This is a genomic window from Maribacter sp. UBA3344 (assembly GCF_002362375.1).
GTDB lineage: Bacteria > Bacteroidota > Bacteroidia > Flavobacteriales > Flavobacteriaceae > Maribacter > Maribacter dokdonensis.
Window position 1 is genome coordinate 244,454 of record NZ_DERI01000008.1, and the last position, 18,007, is coordinate 262,460.

15 protein-coding genes are annotated in these 18,007 nt (G+C 36.4%); 9 read left to right on the forward strand and 6 right to left on the reverse strand.

Features of this window, described 5'->3' with window-relative positions; translation table 11 throughout:
* Positions 1 to 58: 58 nt before the first annotated feature.
* Entirely contained in the window at positions 59 to 1,234 is a 1,176-nt protein-coding gene (locus tag B2Z27_RS04280; protein WP_286812692.1) for a GlmU family protein, read from the reverse strand.
* A gap of 145 nt (positions 1,235 to 1,379) precedes the next feature.
* Positions 1,380 to 1,640 (reverse strand): type B 50S ribosomal protein L31, encoded by a 261-nt coding sequence (locus tag B2Z27_RS04285; protein ID WP_058103056.1) that lies wholly within the window; start codon positions 1,638 to 1,640, stop codon positions 1,380 to 1,382.
* A gap of 181 nt (positions 1,641 to 1,821) precedes the next feature.
* Here B2Z27_RS04285 and B2Z27_RS04290 point away from each other — a divergent pair, with 181 nt between their 5' ends.
* The 4 genes from B2Z27_RS04290 to B2Z27_RS04305 are packed head-to-tail and all read left to right on the forward strand — an operon-like array spanning position 1,822 to position 6,927.
* On the forward strand, positions 1,822 to 2,343 hold the full coding sequence (locus B2Z27_RS04290) for a DUF4199 domain-containing protein (RefSeq protein WP_074674223.1): 522 nt from the start codon (positions 1,822 to 1,824) through the stop codon (positions 2,341 to 2,343).
* Between the two features lie 46 nt (positions 2,344 to 2,389).
* On the forward strand, positions 2,390 to 3,349 hold the full coding sequence (locus tag B2Z27_RS04295) for a glycosyltransferase family 2 protein (RefSeq protein ID WP_091603528.1): 960 nt from the start codon (positions 2,390 to 2,392) through the stop codon (positions 3,347 to 3,349).
* Positions 3,350 to 3,391: 42 nt separating this feature from the next.
* The gene (locus B2Z27_RS04300) at positions 3,392 to 5,101 is read left to right on the forward strand and encodes a phospho-sugar mutase (protein ID WP_286812693.1); all 1,710 of its coding nucleotides are present in this window, start codon (positions 3,392 to 3,394) and stop codon (positions 5,099 to 5,101) included.
* On the forward strand, positions 5,101 to 6,927 hold the full coding sequence (locus B2Z27_RS04305) for an ABC transporter ATP-binding protein (protein ID WP_286812694.1): 1,827 nt from the start codon (positions 5,101 to 5,103) through the stop codon (positions 6,925 to 6,927). The genes B2Z27_RS04300 and B2Z27_RS04305 overlap by 1 nt, the downstream gene beginning before the upstream one ends.
* Positions 6,928 to 6,999: 72 nt before the next feature.
* Here the strand turns inward: B2Z27_RS04305 and B2Z27_RS04310 are convergent, their stop codons facing one another.
* Positions 7,000 to 7,710, reverse strand: a complete 711-nt coding sequence (locus B2Z27_RS04310) for a hypothetical protein (protein WP_286812695.1) — start codon at positions 7,708 to 7,710, stop codon at positions 7,000 to 7,002.
* A 139-nt stretch (positions 7,711 to 7,849) separates the two neighbouring features.
* On the opposite strand from B2Z27_RS04310, the gene B2Z27_RS04315 reads away from it, so the two are divergent.
* From B2Z27_RS04315 to B2Z27_RS04325, 3 genes are read left to right on the forward strand one after another with little or no spacing between them, the layout of a single operon-like run.
* Positions 7,850 to 8,392, forward strand: coding sequence for an RNA polymerase sigma factor (locus tag B2Z27_RS04315; protein WP_058103063.1), 543 nt, complete (start codon positions 7,850 to 7,852; stop codon positions 8,390 to 8,392).
* Between the two features lie 33 nt (positions 8,393 to 8,425).
* Positions 8,426 to 8,932 (forward strand): hypothetical protein, encoded by a 507-nt coding sequence (locus B2Z27_RS04320; protein WP_286812696.1) that lies wholly within the window; start codon positions 8,426 to 8,428, stop codon positions 8,930 to 8,932.
* Positions 8,925 to 9,362 (forward strand): hypothetical protein, encoded by a 438-nt coding sequence (locus tag B2Z27_RS04325; RefSeq protein WP_058103065.1) that lies wholly within the window; start codon positions 8,925 to 8,927, stop codon positions 9,360 to 9,362. The genes B2Z27_RS04320 and B2Z27_RS04325 overlap by 8 nt, the downstream gene beginning before the upstream one ends.
* Here the strand turns inward: B2Z27_RS04325 and B2Z27_RS04330 are convergent, their stop codons facing one another.
* A complete protein-coding gene (locus B2Z27_RS04330) occupies positions 9,363 to 10,385 on the reverse strand; it encodes a WD40/YVTN/BNR-like repeat-containing protein (RefSeq protein ID WP_286812697.1) in 1,023 nt (340 codons plus the stop codon).
* A 154-nt stretch (positions 10,386 to 10,539) separates the two neighbouring features.
* Between B2Z27_RS04330 and B2Z27_RS04335 the strand changes: the two genes are divergently transcribed.
* Positions 10,540 to 11,754 carry an RsmB/NOP family class I SAM-dependent RNA methyltransferase gene (locus tag B2Z27_RS04335; protein ID WP_286812698.1) on the forward strand — a complete coding sequence of 405 codons (1,215 nt, stop codon included), beginning with the start codon at positions 10,540 to 10,542 and terminating at the stop codon, positions 11,752 to 11,754.
* A gap of 66 nt (positions 11,755 to 11,820) precedes the next feature.
* Here the strand turns inward: B2Z27_RS04335 and B2Z27_RS04340 are convergent, their stop codons facing one another.
* The gene (locus tag B2Z27_RS04340) at positions 11,821 to 13,413 is read right to left on the reverse strand and encodes an amidohydrolase (protein WP_286812699.1); all 1,593 of its coding nucleotides are present in this window, start codon (positions 13,411 to 13,413) and stop codon (positions 11,821 to 11,823) included.
* 158 nt (positions 13,414 to 13,571) lie between these two features.
* Positions 13,572 to 13,937 carry a winged helix-turn-helix transcriptional regulator gene (locus tag B2Z27_RS04345; RefSeq protein WP_074674233.1) on the reverse strand — a complete coding sequence of 122 codons (366 nt, stop codon included), beginning with the start codon at positions 13,935 to 13,937 and terminating at the stop codon, positions 13,572 to 13,574.
* Positions 13,938 to 14,210: 273 nt separating this feature from the next.
* Here B2Z27_RS04345 and purL point away from each other — a divergent pair, with 273 nt between their 5' ends.
* Positions 14,211 to 17,933: a phosphoribosylformylglycinamidine synthase gene (gene purL / locus B2Z27_RS04350; protein ID WP_286812700.1), complete on the forward strand. Its 3,723-nt coding sequence runs from the start codon at positions 14,211 to 14,213 to the stop codon at positions 17,931 to 17,933.
* Positions 17,934 to 18,007 lie beyond the last annotated feature (74 nt).

Consider the following 18,007-nt stretch of genomic DNA (forward strand, 5'->3'; position numbering starts at 1 on the left):
TACTTAAACTTCAACTAGTTTAAAAAAATACAACTAATTGATATTCAGATTTAAAGACTTAATACTTTCTCCATTTTTTAGTTATCTCGAATACATGGGTAAGAATATCGGCTTCAATTTCATTGAACTCCACCCCTCTTCTAGCCATCATTACCTTAGCAGCATCAAATGCTTTTGCAGGCTGATAAGCTGTAAAACCAGAAGCTCCGCCCCAACTAAAACTAGGAACAAAATTTCTAGGAAACCCCGGCACATAAATATTGGAATTAACCCCAATTACAGTTCCCGTGTTGAACATGGTATTAATGGCCGTTTTACTATGATCACCCATCATTAAACCGCAAAATTGGAGACCTGTTTGCTCAAAACGCTCTGTAGCGTAGTCCCACAAGCGCACTTTTGCGTAGTTATTCTTAAGGTTAGAGTTATTGGAATCCGCACCAATATTACACCACTCTCCCAATACCGCATTACCCAAATAGCCTTCATGACCTTTACTGGAATAGCCAAAAATAACAGAATTACTAACTTCACCACAGACTTTACTATAGGGACCAATAGTTGTTGCCCCGTAAAGCTTACCTCCCATTTTTATTATTGCATTGTTACAAAGTGCAAGAGCACCTCTTACAAGGCTTCCTTCCCAAATTTCAGCATTCTTACCTAAGTAAATAGGTCCGTCCGTTGCATTTAAAATACTGAATTCAACTTTTGCCCCTTCTTCAAGAAATATACGCTCAGGATGTATTAATTGATTGGTTTCCGAAATAGGCTGACTCTTTCTTCCTTTTGTAATAAAATCAAAGTCCGATTGCAAAATGTCCGCATTCTTATCAAAAATATCCCAAGTATTATTGATCTGGACTAAATCATTATTAAATTCTACAATAGAAAATGAAGCCAACTCTTCCGCCCCTTTAACATGACTACTACAATAAGCAATCATTAAATTTTTGGATTTCAAGACTTGCCCATCTTCCAATGTATTTAAGGCATTTACCAAACCTGGAGTAGGCAAAACCGATGCATCTATAAATACATTTTCACTTTCAATATTAACGGGATATTTAATGCTTAAATAATCTTCTGTAAGGGAAGAAACAGCCACTTTCAAATAAGCTTCCCACCTTTCTCTCAAAGTCAAAATACCAACTCGAATTTCCGATACCGGACGGGTAAAAGTAAATGGTAATAAATGATCTCTACGCGGACCATCAAAAAGAACAAAGTTCATGCTAGATGATTTTTTTCAAAATTAACAATTATCCCTTGAGCATTTTTAAATAATGGATGACTTCCATTATATAAAAGTTAAAAGAAAAAGAAACGCCCTCGAAAAAAAATTCGAAGGCGCTATATTTATAAAAGAAAGAAAAAAATTATTTCTCTTCTTTCGAGAATTTCTTGTACTTGTTCTTGAACTTATCAATACGACCAGCTGTATCCAATAATTTGGCTTTACCAGTGTAAAAAGGGTGAGAAGTTCTTGAGATTTCCAATTTAACCAATGGATACTCAACACCATCAACCTCTAAAGTCTCTTTAGTATCCGCTGTAGATTTTGTTAAAAATACCTCTTCGTTAGACATGTCCTTAAAGGCCACGATTCTATAATTTTCTGGGTGTATATCTTTTTTCATTTTAAAAACTTTAACGCACCCATTCCGACGGGCACTCATTTTAAGGCTGCAAAAATAGTGAAAATCTATAAATGAACAATTACAAATCGTAAAAAAATCAAAAATAATATTTCATCACATTTGTAACAAAATTGAGGACCACTATACTAATAGATAAAACAACCTATAATCTCTTTATACAATGGAAGAAAATCAACCCAAAACAGGAAAACTTGCACTTATTTTTGGAGGGCTTTCAGGAATTACTGGAATAGTCTTTTCCGTATTACTTTATTTAATGGACATGCAATATGAACAAGGGTTTGCAATTCAAGTAATACAATTTCTTATTCTAGCCACATTTGTTGTTCTTGCTATAATCCAATTTAAAAAATCTAATTCTGGATTACTTAAGGTTATAGAAGCGGTCAAAATCGCTCCTGGAGTAGCAGTTATAAGCTTTATAATAGGTATAATTTGGTTTCTTCTCTTCTCAAATGTGATAGAACCAGACTTCATGGCTAAAAGCGCCGAAATTGCAAAAGTTAAAACATTAGCCGAAAATCCTAAAATGACTCCTGAACAATTTGATCAGGGTATGAAAATACAACAAGATTTCTTTTGGGTATTAATGTGTGTTTTTATGCTTATATCTGCAATTTTCGCTACTATAGTAGGATTAATCACCGGATTAATTCTGAAAAAAGAAGATGCAGCTTATTAATACTAAGTAATTGTAGTATTTTTGGAGAGAATACCAGAAGTCGCGCATGCAATTATCAATAGTAATTCCGTTACTTAACGAAGAAGAATCACTTAAAGAACTTCATGATTGGATTGTATCTGTAATGCAATCCAATCATTTTTCTTACGAAATACTTTTTGTAGATGATGGCAGTACGGATAATTCTTGGAAGATCATTACAGAATTATCACAACAAAACCCTTCTGTAAAAGGAATTCACTTTTTACGCAATTTTGGAAAATCCCAAGCATTACATGCCGGTTTTAAAGCCGTAAGTGGCGATGTCATTATTACCATGGATGCCGATTTACAAGACAACCCTGAAGAAATTCCCGAGTTATATCATATGATAACCCATGAAGGTTACGAATTGGTATCTGGCTGGAAAAAGAAACGTTACGATTCAATCATTTTTAAAAACACTCCTTCAAAACTATTTAACTGGGCCGCAAGACGCACTTCTGGAGTGCGCCTACATGATTTTAATTGCGGACTTAAAGCCTATGCTAAAGATGTGGTAAAGAACATTGAAGTATCTGGTGAAATGCATAGGTACATACCTGTATTGGCAAAAAATGCGGGTTTTTCAAAAATTGGAGAAAAAGTTGTAAAACACCAAGCACGTAAATACGGTAAAACAAAATTTGGAATGGAACGTTTCATCAATGGTTTTCTAGATTTATTGACCATTTGGTTCGTTTCTAGATTTGGCAAAAGGCCCATGCACCTTTTTGGAGCTTTGGGCGTTTTAATGTTTTTAATTGGATTTGGATTTGCAATATATTTAGGTATTGACAAGCTATTTATAAATAAATTCGGCAGGTTAATTACAGACCGACCACAATTCTATATTTCCCTAATAGCCATGGTCATTGGAACCCAATTGTTCCTGGCCGGTTTTATTGGAGAAATATTAATACGTTCTAAAAAAGAAGAAAAGAGATATATTATTTCCAAAGAATTGAATACGACTCTTTTAGAATAATAAAATTCTCATTAACTTAAATGCACATAAAACTATAAACCTATGGATAACATCCTAGATACCGCAAAAACCTGGCTAACCGACTTTTTTGATCCAGCCGTAAAAAAAGAAATTGAGCACCTAATTGCCAACGACAAAGAAGAATTGAACGACCGTTTCTATAAAAATATGGAATTTGGAACCGGTGGAATGAGAGGCGTTATGGGTGTTGGCACCAACAGAATCAACAAATACACTCTAGGTAAGAGCACGCAAGGCCTTAGCAACTATTTAAACAAAGTATACAAAGGCGAAGAAATCAAAGTAGTCATTGCTTTTGATTGCCGTAATAACAGCGATACGCTGGCAAGAACGGTTGCTGAAGTATTTTCTGCAAATGGTATAAAAGTTTTTCTTTTCTCAGAATTACGTACCACACCAGAACTTTCATTTGCCGTTAGGCATCTAAATTGTCATGCAGGTATTGTTTTGACCGCATCTCACAATCCACCAGAATATAACGGATATAAAGTGTATTGGACCGATGGCGGACAAATTGTTCCACCACAAGATGGGGAAATTATTTCTGAAATAAACTCGCTTGGTTTTGAGGATATTAAATTCACCCCTAATGACAGCCTTATTGAGGTAATTGATAAGGAAGTTGATGAGGCTTTTATTTCTCAATCTGTTGCTGCAGGTAATTTTAACGCTGCAGGGAAAGAAAATTTTAAAATTGTATTCACGTCGTTACACGGTACATCAATTACTGCCATACCAGAAGTTCTGAAAAGAGGTGGTTATGAAAATGTAACCATCATTGATGAACAAGCGAAACCAGACGGAAACTTTCCAACGGTTAAATCTCCTAATCCAGAAGAACCAGAAGCACTTTCAATGGCTGTAAAAAAGGCTGAAGAAATTGGTGCAGACATGGTTGTAGGTACAGATCCTGATAGCGACCGTTTAGGTATTGCCGTACGAAACCTTGACGGTGAAATGGAAATTGTTAACGGTAACCAGGCTATGGTACTTATGACAAAATTTCTTTTGGAGAAGAGAAAGGAAAAAGGATTCAAAGGAAATGAATTTATTGCCACAACTATAGTTTCCACACCAATGATGGAAGCCATGGCAAAAGCGTACGGTGTAGAATTCAAAACTTCTTTGACCGGATTTAAATGGATCGGTAAAATGATCAAGGACTTCCCTGAATCTGACTTTATTGGTGGTGGCGAAGAAAGCTTTGGTTACATGGTAGGTGATTTTGTTCGCGATAAAGATGCGGTTACCTCTACCCTATTGGCTTGCGAAATTGCCAGTCAAGCAAAAGCTAATGGCAGTTCTTTCTATAAAGACCTAATTCAATGTTATGTTGATTATGGTTTCTATAAGGAGCACTTAGTTTCTATTACCAAAAAAGGTATTAGTGGTGCAGAAGAAATTAAGCAAATGCTTAAAGATTTTAAAGAGAACCCAGTAGAATCAGTTGCTGGATCTAAAGTAAAGTGGATTGAAGATTACAATACTTCTACTGCCAAAAATGTACTGACAGGTGAGGAAAAAACTATTGATATTCCAAAATCCAACGTTTTAATCTACGAAACCGAAGATGGCACAAGAATTGCCGCTAGACCAAGTGGAACGGAACCAAAAGTAAAATTCTACATTAGTACCAATACAAAATTGGAAAAAACCGAAGATTATAAAAAAGTGGCGGCAGAACTTGACAATAAAGTCAAAAGCATTCTTGCTGAGCTTAATTTAGCTTAATGAACTATTTCAAAAAGATTCTTCGCTTTGCGAAGCCTTACAAGATATATGCAATTTTAAACATTATATCTAACATCTTTTACGCACTGTTTTCAACATTGGCAATGATATCATTATTTCCAATGTTGAACGTGCTTTTTAACCAAACGGAAAAAATATATACTAAACCAAAATGGAGCGGTATAACCGATCTAAAAGATTACGTAACAGATTCTCTAAACTTTTACATAACAAAACAAAGCCAGCAAACAGATTCAGGCGAAGTTCTTATGTACATGGTTGGGCTGATTATTACCATGTTTCTATTAAAAAATCTTTTCAATTATTTAGCAATGTATTTTATTACGTTTCTACGTAACGGTGTCCTTAAAGATTTACGTAATGAACTATATGATAAAACTGTAGAATTACCTATTTCATATTATTCTGAAAAACGAAAAGGTGATACTATTGCCCGTATAACTTCAGATGTACTAGAAATTCAACATTCGTTTCTATCTATATTGGAGCTAATCGTTAGAGAGCCCTTAACTATAATTTTTACGATTATAGCAATGCTCACCATTAGTCCGAAACTGACGTTGTTCGTTTTTCTGTTTCTTCCGTTATCTGGATTCTTAATTTCTTTGATCGGTAAATCGTTAAAACGTAAATCGGACAAAGTTCAACAAGAGCAAGGTTACTTCTTATCCATTTTGGAGGAAACTTTGGGGGGGCTTAGAGTTATAAAGGCGTTTAATGCAGAATCTGTATTCGCCAGAAAATTTCAATCTTCTACGAAAAGATTTTTTAATTTTTCGAACAGTTTGCTAAACAGACAAAACTTGGCTTCCCCAACAAGTGAATTTTTCGGAATTGCAGCCATTGGTGTAATTCTATGGTACGGTGGACAAATGGTTCTTGTTGAAAAAACACTTGAAGCTGAACTTTTTATAACTTACATGGCTTTGTCTTACCAAATTTTAACGCCAGCGAAAGCAATAAGTAAAGCATCTTACGGAGTTAAAAAAGGAAATGCTGCTGCAGAACGTGTTCTAGAAGTCTTAGAAACGGAGAACCCTATTTCCGAAATTGACAACCCTATTCAACAGGACAATTTCACCAAGGCTGTTAAAATCGATAATATTTCCTTTAAATATGAAGATGAATATGTGCTAAAAAACTTCAACCTAACCGTTGAAAAAGGAAAAACAGTAGCTCTTGTGGGGCAATCCGGAAGTGGAAAAAGTACTATCGCAAATCTTGTAACTAGATTTTACGACGTCAATGAAGGCGAAATCAGCATTGACGGAAACAATATAAAAAACCTAAACAAAAAATCGCTCCGAGGTCTGTTGGGTCTGGTTACACAAGACTCTATCCTATTTAATGATACGGTTAAGAACAATATTGGCCTAGGTAAGGAAAATGCCACTGACGAAGAAATTATAGCTGCCGCAAAAATTGCCAATGCACATGATTTTATAATGAATCTCCCAAAGGGTTACGACACTAATATTGGGGACAGCGGCAATAAATTAAGTGGTGGTCAGAAACAACGTTTATCCATTTCTAGAGCGGTTCTAAAGAATCCTCCAATTATGATATTGGATGAAGCCACCTCTGCCCTAGATACTGAAAGCGAACGTTTGGTGCAAGATGCGCTTGAAAAAATGATGAAGAACAGAACTTCTATCGTCATTGCACATAGGTTATCAACCATTCAGAATGCTGATACGATCGTGGTACTGCAAAAAGGAGAAATAGTTGAGCAAGGTACACATGCTGAACTTTTAGAATTAAACGGCACTTATAAAAAGCTGGTTGAGATGCAATCGTTGGCTTAACACATAAATATTGCTGAAAAATAAAAAAGCCATCTATAAAAGATGGCTTTTTTCATATTATCCGAATGATGTTTACCTCGCAACTTTAATATCTACTACCATTATTTCACCATTGTTACTTTTCATCTTAATGGCGCCTTTATGACCTGCTGCATTCTCAAATAAAACTACAACCGGGTAATCTTGTGGTCCCATTGCCTCATCCTCATTTTCAATAACTAAATCTATTAATTGACTACCTTCATTAATGGCATCAAATTCTTCTACCGTCATTTGATCAGCCGTATTTTCCATTTTTGTAGTTGTTGCTCCTTCAATTTGCTCATCTTGAAATAAATCATCGGGACTCATCCAAAACAAAAACCCTGGATTCGACGGACTCATATCATACCATGCCAAATCTATAGTAGCACCATTTTCAGCGTCAATTTCGTTATACGTATATATTTCACCTGTTATGGTTGAGAAAAATCTCTTTGTGTCCAAACCATTTGTGTCAACATCAAATGCTACGTTCTCATAAACCATAAAACTATCAAGTTCTTCGGCCTCCTCTTCAACAACTTCTTCCTCAGTTTCAGTTTCCGTTTCGGTCTCTGTTTCAGTTTCGGTTTCTGTCTCTGTTTCAGTTTCAGTTTCGGTTTCGGTTTCGGTTTCGGTTTCGGTTTCGGTTTCTTCAACTACATCAGTAATAATTACATCTTCATCACCATCACTACAAGAAATAATAGAGATTGATACGAACAAGATAAGCACATAGTAAAATTTTTTCTGTAAAATCATTAAATCTAATTTTGGTTTATCTTACAACGTAAAGAACCTTATTATATTGAAAATCTTCGTTATAATGATAATAACTCTTTTCAACAATTAAACCTTTGACTAAATTCATTGTCTAAGAATAAACAAACCTCAATTTTTGGTGATCGAAGAGGAAACATTAGTTATCGACTTAAAAACAAAGAGCAGACAAGCTCAGGCTTTTGAGGTATTGGTAAATACCTATAAAGAACGCTTGTACTGGCAAATACGTAGTATTGTTTTAAATCATGATGATGCTGATGATGTGCTACAAAACACCTTTATTAAAGTCTATAAAAATATAGACGGATTTAAAGGAGATAGTAAACTATTCTCTTGGATGTACCGTATTGCCACCAATGAAGCTTTAAATTTTATAAAACAAAAAGCAAAGTTACAGGGCGTATCGGACACCGACTACCAAGATAGATTGGTTGAAAATTTGGAAGCAGACGTTTATTTTGAAGGAGATGAAATACAACTTCAACTACAAAAAGCGATAGCCACGCTCCCTGAAAAGCAAAAATTGGTGTTCAATATGAAATATTTTCAAGAATTGAAATATGAAGAAATTTCAGAAATTTTAAACACCTCCGTTGGCGGATTAAAAGCATCGTATCACCTAGCAGTAAAAAAATTAGAACAGTATTTAAAAGAAGATTAAACCTTTTATACAATTGATTGTCAAACGTATATCATGAACAAAAAAAATAACATTCCGTTTAAAACTCCCAAAGGCTACTTTGATAGCTTTGAAGAAAGATTGATGGATAAATTGTCTCAACCAGAAAGTACTTTTCCAGAAGAAAGTGCATTCAAGGTGCCCGATAATTATTTTGAAACGTTCAATGACAGGCTACAAAACAAGCTTGATACAGAGACGAAGGTGATTCCTCTTTTCCCATACAAGAAAATTTTTGCCATAGCAGCATCTATAGCCGCAATTGCCATTATAGCTTTAGGATACAATTGGGACAGTAGCCAAGAACTAAGTTTCAATGATTTGGCAAATACCGATATTGAAGCCTATTTTGAAAATAATGATTTTGAATTATCTCCTTATGAGATAGCTGAAGTACTACCGGTAACCGATACCGAGTTTTCAGATTTTTTAAGCTCTCCTATTGAGAGTGATAACCTTCTAGATTACTTAAATGAAAATGTAAGTGATTTTGACGAATTAAATTTTTACGAAAATGAATAGACTTGTACTTATTATATTTCTGTTTATCACCACGCTTTCTTTTGGACAAAGAAACCAAAATTGGGAAAAAATAAACACGCTTAAAGTTGCCTTTATTACCGAAAAACTCTCTTTAAGCAGTAAGGAAGCACAAGATTTCTGGCCCGTTTACAACGAGTACCAAGAGAAAAGAAATGCCTTAAGGAAAAAGAATCACGACCAAATAAGAGGTAAAATAAAGGATGCCGATGCGCTTACCGAAAAAGAGGCGGAAAGTCTTTTAGCACTTCACATTAAAATTGAAGAAGAAGAGGAAGCATTAGACACTAAATTCTTAAAAGATGTCAGTAAGGTAATTACGGCAAAAAAAACACTGTTATTACTACGATCAGAAGAAGAATTCAAACGTCAATTAATGAAGCAGTATCGTCAAAACAAAGGTGGTAGATAACTACTTGAACACTAGTTTTGCTATGCGATTTTTACCCGCTGCATAAGCAACCGAATCGTTTTGAAAGCGCACGGTATAGAAAGATTCATTGGATAATTTTTTCCAACTTTCACCCATATCAGAAGAGTAAGATATGCCCGTAAAACCTACGGCAACGATTTCTTTACCTTTACTTCCTGGCACAAACTGCACACAACTTTTGTATCCCGGCTGTTTACCATCTGCCAGTAATTTCCAAGTTTTGCCCCCATCTTTTGTGATTGCTTTGTTCGCAGTTGAATTATCTGGCTTGGTGTAATCACCCCCAAAGGCTATTCCAAAATTTTTGTCATAAAAATCTATAGAATATATACCGTGTGTTGGTTCTGTATGTTGTATGGGTGTCTGATAAACTTCCCAAGATTTTCCTTTATCCGAAGAAAATAAAACCCTACCAGTTGTCGTCGCCATCCAAACCTTATCTCCAATTGATTTAATATTGGTATTGCTTGCCGCAAAGGCACCCTCGCCAATAATTCCTTCGGGCAATTGACTGCAAGGAACTTTAGTCCAGGTATTACCACCATCTTTAGTTACAATAACACTTAAGCAATCACCAACTTTATCACCTATTGCAATACCATCCATATCATTTAAAAAAGTCATGGCATCATAAAAAACATCCTCACCTTCCTCTTTATAAACTATTTCCATTCGTCCGCTATCACCTATTTTATAAAGTAATGCAGGAGATTCAATTGACAGCATGAAAAAATCTGTTGACGTATGGGCCACAGACCTAAAAGCAGGTATTCCCGTATGATATTTTTGAACGTTTGCCCTGATTTTACCAGAGATTAAATCTACTGTACCAAAGGTGCCCTTATTAGCTGCAAAAGCCACATTATTCCCCATAAGCTCAATTGCCCTGATACTTATAGAATCTGAATAAATAGTCTCAATTTTAACTGAATTAAAGGGCTTATGTTGCACACTTTCTGAACATGAAACCAATAAAATTACCAGAAGAATGACATAACGCATGTAAATAGGGTATAAAGTTTATCAAAAATAAATGGAATCGCTTCTAAAACAATACCTTTGCAGCCATAATTTTTTGGAGGACAAAAGCCTATATCAATAACATTGAATTCATTAACGGCTTCAAATCTTCTGACTAGTAACAATAACACTTCTAATGAAATTACACAGAAATTTGGTGTTTGCCGTAATAGACGCCTTAAACCTAATATTTAACGAAAACGAATATGCCGACAAGGTTGTTCAAAAAGTACTAAAATTTGATAAACGCTGGGGTTCTCGTGACCGTGGTTTTATTGCTGAAACAACTTATGAAATGGTTCGTTACAAACGTCTTTATACTGAAATAGCTGAAGTTAAAGCACCTTTCAGCAGACCAGACCTGTTTCGCATGTGGGCAGTTTGGGCTGTATTAAAAGGTATAAAATTGCCAGATTGGAAACAGATAGAACCTACACCGGAAAGAAGGATTAAAGGAAAATTCGATGAACTTTCTCAAATAAGAAAATTTAGAGAGGCTGTTCCAGATTGGATCGACGAACTTGGAGAAAAAGCTCTTGGTGATAAATTATGGACAGAAGAACTTGCTAAACTAAACGAGCCGGCAGAAGTAATTTTACGCACCAATACGCTGAAAACTGACAAAGAGACTTTACGAAAAGCGTTATTAGATGAAAATATAGTAGCAGAACCAATAAGAGGCTACCCTTCTGCGCTAAAATTAGTAGAAAGAGCTAATGTTTTTGTGACCCAAGCTTTTAAGAACGGAATGTTCGAAGTACAAGACGCATCTTCTCAACTGGTATCTGACTTTTTAGATATTGAACCAGGACAACGCGTGGTAGATACTTGTGCGGGTGCAGGTGGAAAATCATTACACTTAGCTGCTTTAATGGAAAACAAAGGGCAGCTAATATCCATGGATATTTACGGAAGTAAATTGAAAGAACTTAAAAGAAGAGCAAGAAGAAACGGCGCGCACAATATTGAAGTACGTGAAATAGATTCTACAAAGGTTTACAAGAAACTTTACGGAAGTGCAGATAGGGTTCTGATCGACGCACCTTGTACAGGATTGGGAGTACTTAGAAGAAATCCAGATTCAAAATGGAAAATGCAACCAGAGTTTTTAGACAAGATTGTTAAAACTCAACATGAAATTATTAGAAACTACAGTAAAATTGTAAAACCCGGTGGTAAAATGGTGTATGCAACTTGCTCTATTTTACCGCAAGAAAACAGTCACCAAGTCCAGTCTTTCTTAAAGTCTGAAGAAGGGAAAGATTTTACTTTGGTAAAGGACAAGAAAATCTATGCCTCCAAAAGTGGCTATGACGGTTTTTACATGGCTTTATTGGAGAAAAGCATATAAATCAATTATTAAAAAGGCTTTCGGTTTTTAAACAGAAAGCCTTTTTTTAAATAGACTTTTGACAACCTATTCCTTTAACGTTGGGTATTCAACACCTAGCTGTTCCAAATATGTATCGTATTTGGTTTCGTCGTAATAGTATTTTTCCAAAGCCGGTCTAAATTGATCCTGCTTGTCTTTATTTAAGTAAATAGGCGGCATATCACTTTCTGATATCATCGGCTGATATTTGGTTTCTTTTTGCTGTTCATTATTAAAATAATCCCATGCGCCTTTCATAAGTTCCGGCTTCAGTAAAAAGTCGATAATGGTCATAGCCTCTACCTTGGCTCCAGCAACCACTCCCTTATGTGCAATTGGCGTAGCCATGGCAATAGCATTACTCCAATGATGCCCCTGCAATCCGGGAATATTTGAAGGATACCTTAAAGTTACCGTTGGCACTTTCCATGAGATATCCCCAATATCATCAGAACCTCCGCTTATTGGATCAACTACCGGCAAACCTAAATCATCCAATTTAGTGGGCAATCCCTCTATTTTTTCCGAGTTCACTTCTGTCTGCACCGCTTTAGCCAATTTTTGGTCAGCGGCAGACCATTGCGGCAGACCAACTTCTTTTATATTATTATACATGGTTTCGGCAATTACCTTATTATAATGCCTTGGCCATGCCGTACCCAACACTTTAGACGTCATGGTCGTACCTGTCATCAACGCCGCACCCTTGGCCATATCATTGGCCATAGCATACATTTCCATGATTCCTTCATACTTAATATCCCTAAAGTAAAACCATATAGAAGCTTTTGATGGTACAACGTTTGGCTGATCTCCCGAATCCGTAAATATAGAGTGAGAACGTTTTAGCGGATGCAAATGCTCTCTCTTATAATTCCAGGCAATGTTCATAAGCTCCGCAGCATCTAAAGCACTTTTCCCTCTCCATGGTGAACCGGCTGAATGTGCTGCTTCCCCATCAAAACTATATTCAACAGAAATTAAACCTGTACCTCTAGTAGGACCGTAAGAAACTCCTAGATTGTTACCCACATGGGTAAAAATACACATATCAATATCATCAAAAAGACCGTCTCTTACGTACCATGCTTTAGCGGCGACCAATTCCTCTGCAATTCCCGGCCATACCAATAATGTTCCGCCAATATTTTCACGCTCCATAATTTTCTTGACCGCCAGGGCAGATGAAATATTCATGGGTATTCCAGAATTGTGACCTTCCCCATGCCCAGGAGCTCCTTCTACAATAGGTTTATGATATGCCACACCAGGATATTGAGACGCTTTTGGTATACAATCTACATCACTGCCCAAAGCAATTACCGGTCCGTCTCCATTACTCCACGTTGCAAACCAAGCCGTAGGTATACCTGAAATGGAATGCTCAATTTCAAATCCGTTCTCAGCGAGTATTCCCGTTAAATATTTAGAAGATTCAACTTCTTGAAACCCGAGCTCAGAAAAACTAAAAATTTTATCGACCATAACTTGCGATAATTTTTTGTTCTCCTCCACTAATACTGCAGCTTCAGATTTTAACTTTTCAATCTGTTTATTAGATCTTTTCTTTTGTGCAAATGTCCCCATTAAAGTAAACAAACAGCACATAAATGTACATAAGGTAGTTTTTTGTTTCATTTTAGTTTGAATTAGTTACTAAAAGGTACACAAATTCATTGGCACAAAATGCACTAGCCTTTATTTTTATCTAATTGAAAACTTATTTACCTTATTTTGAAGAAATAGGAATTTTACCCCAATTGAAATGATGTTATCAGAAAGTAGTGAAAAATTGGCTAAAAAAGGGGTAGTTGTTGATTTTGTGGTACTTCAACCACCTCAACTTTCTCTTTTGTTTGTTTTTGCCCCCATTTGGTCATTGCTTGAACTACAGGCAAAAGTGATTTTCCCAAAGGTGTTAACGTATACTCTACACGAGGAGGAATTTCCCCGTAAAGTGTACGATCAAGAATACCAGACCTTTCCAATGATTTTAATTGCTTACTTAGCATTTGTCTATTTATACCCTCAATTTCATTAAAAAGTTTATTAAAACGATTGGTTCCTTTAGAAACATGATAGAGAATAATAGGCTTCCACTTTCCACCTAACATATCCATACAATATTCAAGAGCCTTCGTTTCTATATTTTCTTTTGCCATGCTTTTTACTATAACTTCTACTTAATACAACGCTAAATCAGAATATTCTACATGAGTCTAAAAATCAAACTTAAATATATTTAAAAACGTTAATCTAAATTTTAGACTTAAAAGTAATACTTGAATAGGTGTTTTATTTTGATGGATAAAGATAAAACAATATCTCATTATTTTCATTAACAATCAGTGTTTAAAAGTGTTTTAAATTCCCGTAAATAGTAGCGGGTAAAACCTTAATTTTGTACTTTAAAAATCAATACCAGACACACGAAAATGATTCACTTTTTTGGGGAACCTACGAACAAGGTTTTTGCGGTACAGGCCGCTAAGGAGCTTTCATCAGAAGAAACAAATAAATTGATATGGTTGTTTGGCAACCAACCTAAAATAAATGCGGCGTCTCTAGACGCCTTTTTTGTTGGTCCGAGGGCCGCTATGATTACTCCTTGGAGTACCAATGCTACTGAAATTACTCAAAATATGGGTATTGATGGTATTATTCGCATTGAGGAATTCAATAGTGTAAAGGAAGACTTTATGGGATTTGACCCTATGATTTCTCAAAAATATAAGGTACTTGACCAAGAAATCTTTACTATAAATGTTGAGCCAAAACCTATATTGAACATAGAGGACATTAGCGCCTTTAACCAACAGGAAGGATTGGCTCTTAATGATGAAGAAGTTGCTTACTTAGACAATCTTAGTAAAAAACTAGGTAGAAAATTAACCGATTCTGAAGTATTCGGTTTTAGCCAAGTGAACTCTGAACACTGTAGACACAAAATTTTCAACGGTACTTTCGTTATTGATGGTCAAGAGATGCCTACTTCCTTATTCAAATTAATTAAGAAGACATCACAGGAATTTCCTAACGATATCGTTTCTGCATACAAAGACAACGTGGCATTCGTTAAGGGACCTAAAGTGGTACAATTTGCCCCCAAAAGTGCAGATAAACCCGATTTTTACCAAGAAAAAGAATTCGACTCCGTTATTTCCCTGAAAGCGGAAACACATAACTTCCCTACTACGGTAGAGCCATTTAATGGTGCCGCTACAGGTGCCGGTGGCGAAATTAGAGATAGATTGGCCGGTGGTAAAGGTTCATTGCCATTAGCTGGTACTGCAGTGTACATGACCGCATATAGCCGACTGGAAAAAAATCGTACTTGGGAGCAAGGCATGACAGAAAGAGATTGGCTGTACCAAACCCCAATGGACATATTAATAAAAGCCTCTAACGGTGCATCCGATTTTGGAAATAAATTTGGTCAGCCATTAATTTCCGGTTCGGTGCTCACTTTTGAGTATGATGAAAATTCCACTCCTTTTGATTCATCCGAAGAAAATAACACATCCACTTCAACAAGTAAACGAAGATTAGGCTTTGATAAAGTAATAATGCAAGCCGGTGGTATTGGTTATGGCAAAGTGGAACAAGCTATTAAGGCTGAGCCTGAAACTGGTAATAAAATTGTAATTCTAGGTGGTGACAACTACCGTATTGGTATGGGCGGTGCTGCAGTATCTAGTGCAGATACAGGAGAATTTAGTTCTGCCATAGAATTGAACGCCGTTCAACGTTCTAACCCAGAAATGCAAAAAAGAGCTGCAAACGCTATTCGTGGCATGGTAGAAAGTGATGAAAATACCATTGTCTCCATTCATGATCACGGAGCTGGTGGCCACCTTAACTGTCTTTCTGAACTTGTTGAAGAAACTGGTGGGAAAATAGATTTGGATAAATTACCAGTGGGCGACCCTACCCTATCTGCCAAAGAAATTATTGGTAACGAATCTCAAGAACGTATGGGTCTTGTCATCGGTAAAAAAGATATCGATTTACTAAAACGTATTGCGGATCGCGAGCGCTCACCAATGTATGAAGTAGGTGATGTAACCGGTGATGACCGTTTTACTTTTGAATCGAACACCAATGGTGCCAAGCCTATGGATTTGGAATTATCGGATATGTTCGGCAGCTCCCCTAAAACCGTAATGACAGATCATACGGTTGAACGCAATTACGCCAATGCCAATTATTCATTAGATTTTTTTCATGATTACCTTGACGCCGTTCTCCAACTAGAAGCCGTTGCCAGCAAAGATTGGCTAACGAACAAGGTTGACCGTTGTGTAGGTGGCCGTGTAGCAAAACAGCAATGTGTAGGTCCATTACAATTACCTTTGAACAATTGTGGTGTAATGGCTTTGGATTTTAAAGGTCAAGAAGGGATAGCCACTAGTATTGGCCACTCCCCCATTTCTGCACTTATAGACCCGTCTGCGGGAAGTAAAAATAGTATTGCGGAATCTTTGACCAATCTTATTTGGGCTCCTTTAAAAGACGGATTGGCTTCTGTTTCTTTATCTGCCAATTGGATGTGGCCATGTAAAAATGAAGGGGAAGATGCCCGTTTATATAAAGCGGTACAAGCGGTTTCTGATTTTGCTATTGAACTAGGTATTAATGTACCCACCGGAAAGGATTCGCTGTCCATGAAACAAAAATATAAGGATGGTGATGTCATTTCCCCAGGTACCGTTGTCATTTCCGCTGCCGGAAATTGTAATGATATTACCAAAGTAATAGAACCGGTATTACAAAAAGATGCTGGATCTATCTACTACATCAACCTTTCTAAAGATGCTTTTAAATTAGGTGGATCTTCATTCTCACAAACCCGAAATAGTATTGGTAACGAAACGCCTACAATTACAGACTCCGCTTACTTTAAAACTGTGTTCAATACGGTTCAATCTTTAATTAAAGATGATAAAATTGTTGCTGGGCATGATGTTGCCTCTGGCGGATTGATCACCACCTTTCTTGAACTGTGCTTTGCAGATACCAATTTAGGAGCAAACCTTGACCTTACCGCTTTGGGTGAGACCGATACTATAAAAGTTTTGTTCTCAGAAAATGCAGGTATTGTGTTGCAAGCAGAAGATGACAGTATTGAATCTGTTTTTGAATCGAATGCTATAGATGCCGTTAAACTAGGAACCGTTTCTAATGAAGCCGTCCTTACTATTAAAAATAACGGGATGGAAATGGGACTTAACATTGAGACTCTACGCGATACATGGTTTAAAACATCTTATCTATTGGACAATCAGCAAACCGCAAATGGTTTAGCAAAAGATAGATTTGAAAATTATAAAATACAACCGTTACAATATACTTTTCCCTCTTCAACTCCATTAACCCTTCCTAGCCGTGCGCTTAACACTGGCGAAAGTAGACCAAAAGCAGCTATTCTGCGTGAAAAAGGAAGTAACTCTGAACGTGAAATGGCAAACGCCATGTATTTAGCTGGTTTTGAAGTTAAAGATGTTCACATGACCGACCTTATCTCTGGTCGTGAAAATCTAGAGGATATTCAGTTCTTAGGAGCCGTTGGCGGTTTCTCTAACTCAGACGTTTTAGGTAGCGCAAAAGGATGGGCAGGCGCCATTAAATACAACGAAAAGGCAAATACGGTTATAAAGAACTTCTTTGCTAGACCAGACACCTTATCCGTTGGAATTTGTAATGGATGTCAATTGTTCATGGAATTGGATCTAATTAATCCGGAGCATGAAACACATGGCAAAATGACGTACAATGATTCTCACAAACATGAGAGCAATTTTACATCAGTAGAAATACAAAAGAACAACTCCGTTATGCTTTCATCATTAGAAGGCAGTAAACTTGGGGTATGGATCTCTCATGGCGAAGGTAAATTCTCTTTACCACTCTCAGAGGACAATTATGATATCGTTGCTAAATACGGTTATGAAGGTTACCCGGCAAACCCTAATGGCAGTGATTTTAACACAGCAATGCTTTGTGATAAAACCGGTAGACACCTTGTAACCATGCCACATATAGAACGTTCTATTTTCCCTTGGAACTGGGCACATTACCCTGAAGACAGAAATGATGAAGTTTCACCTTGGGTCACCGCTTTTGTAAATGCCAAGGAATGGATCATAAATCAGAAATAATTACAACCTTTTAATACCACAAAAGCTGTGTACTACCAATAGATGGGTACACAGCTTTTTTTTACAACCAAAAC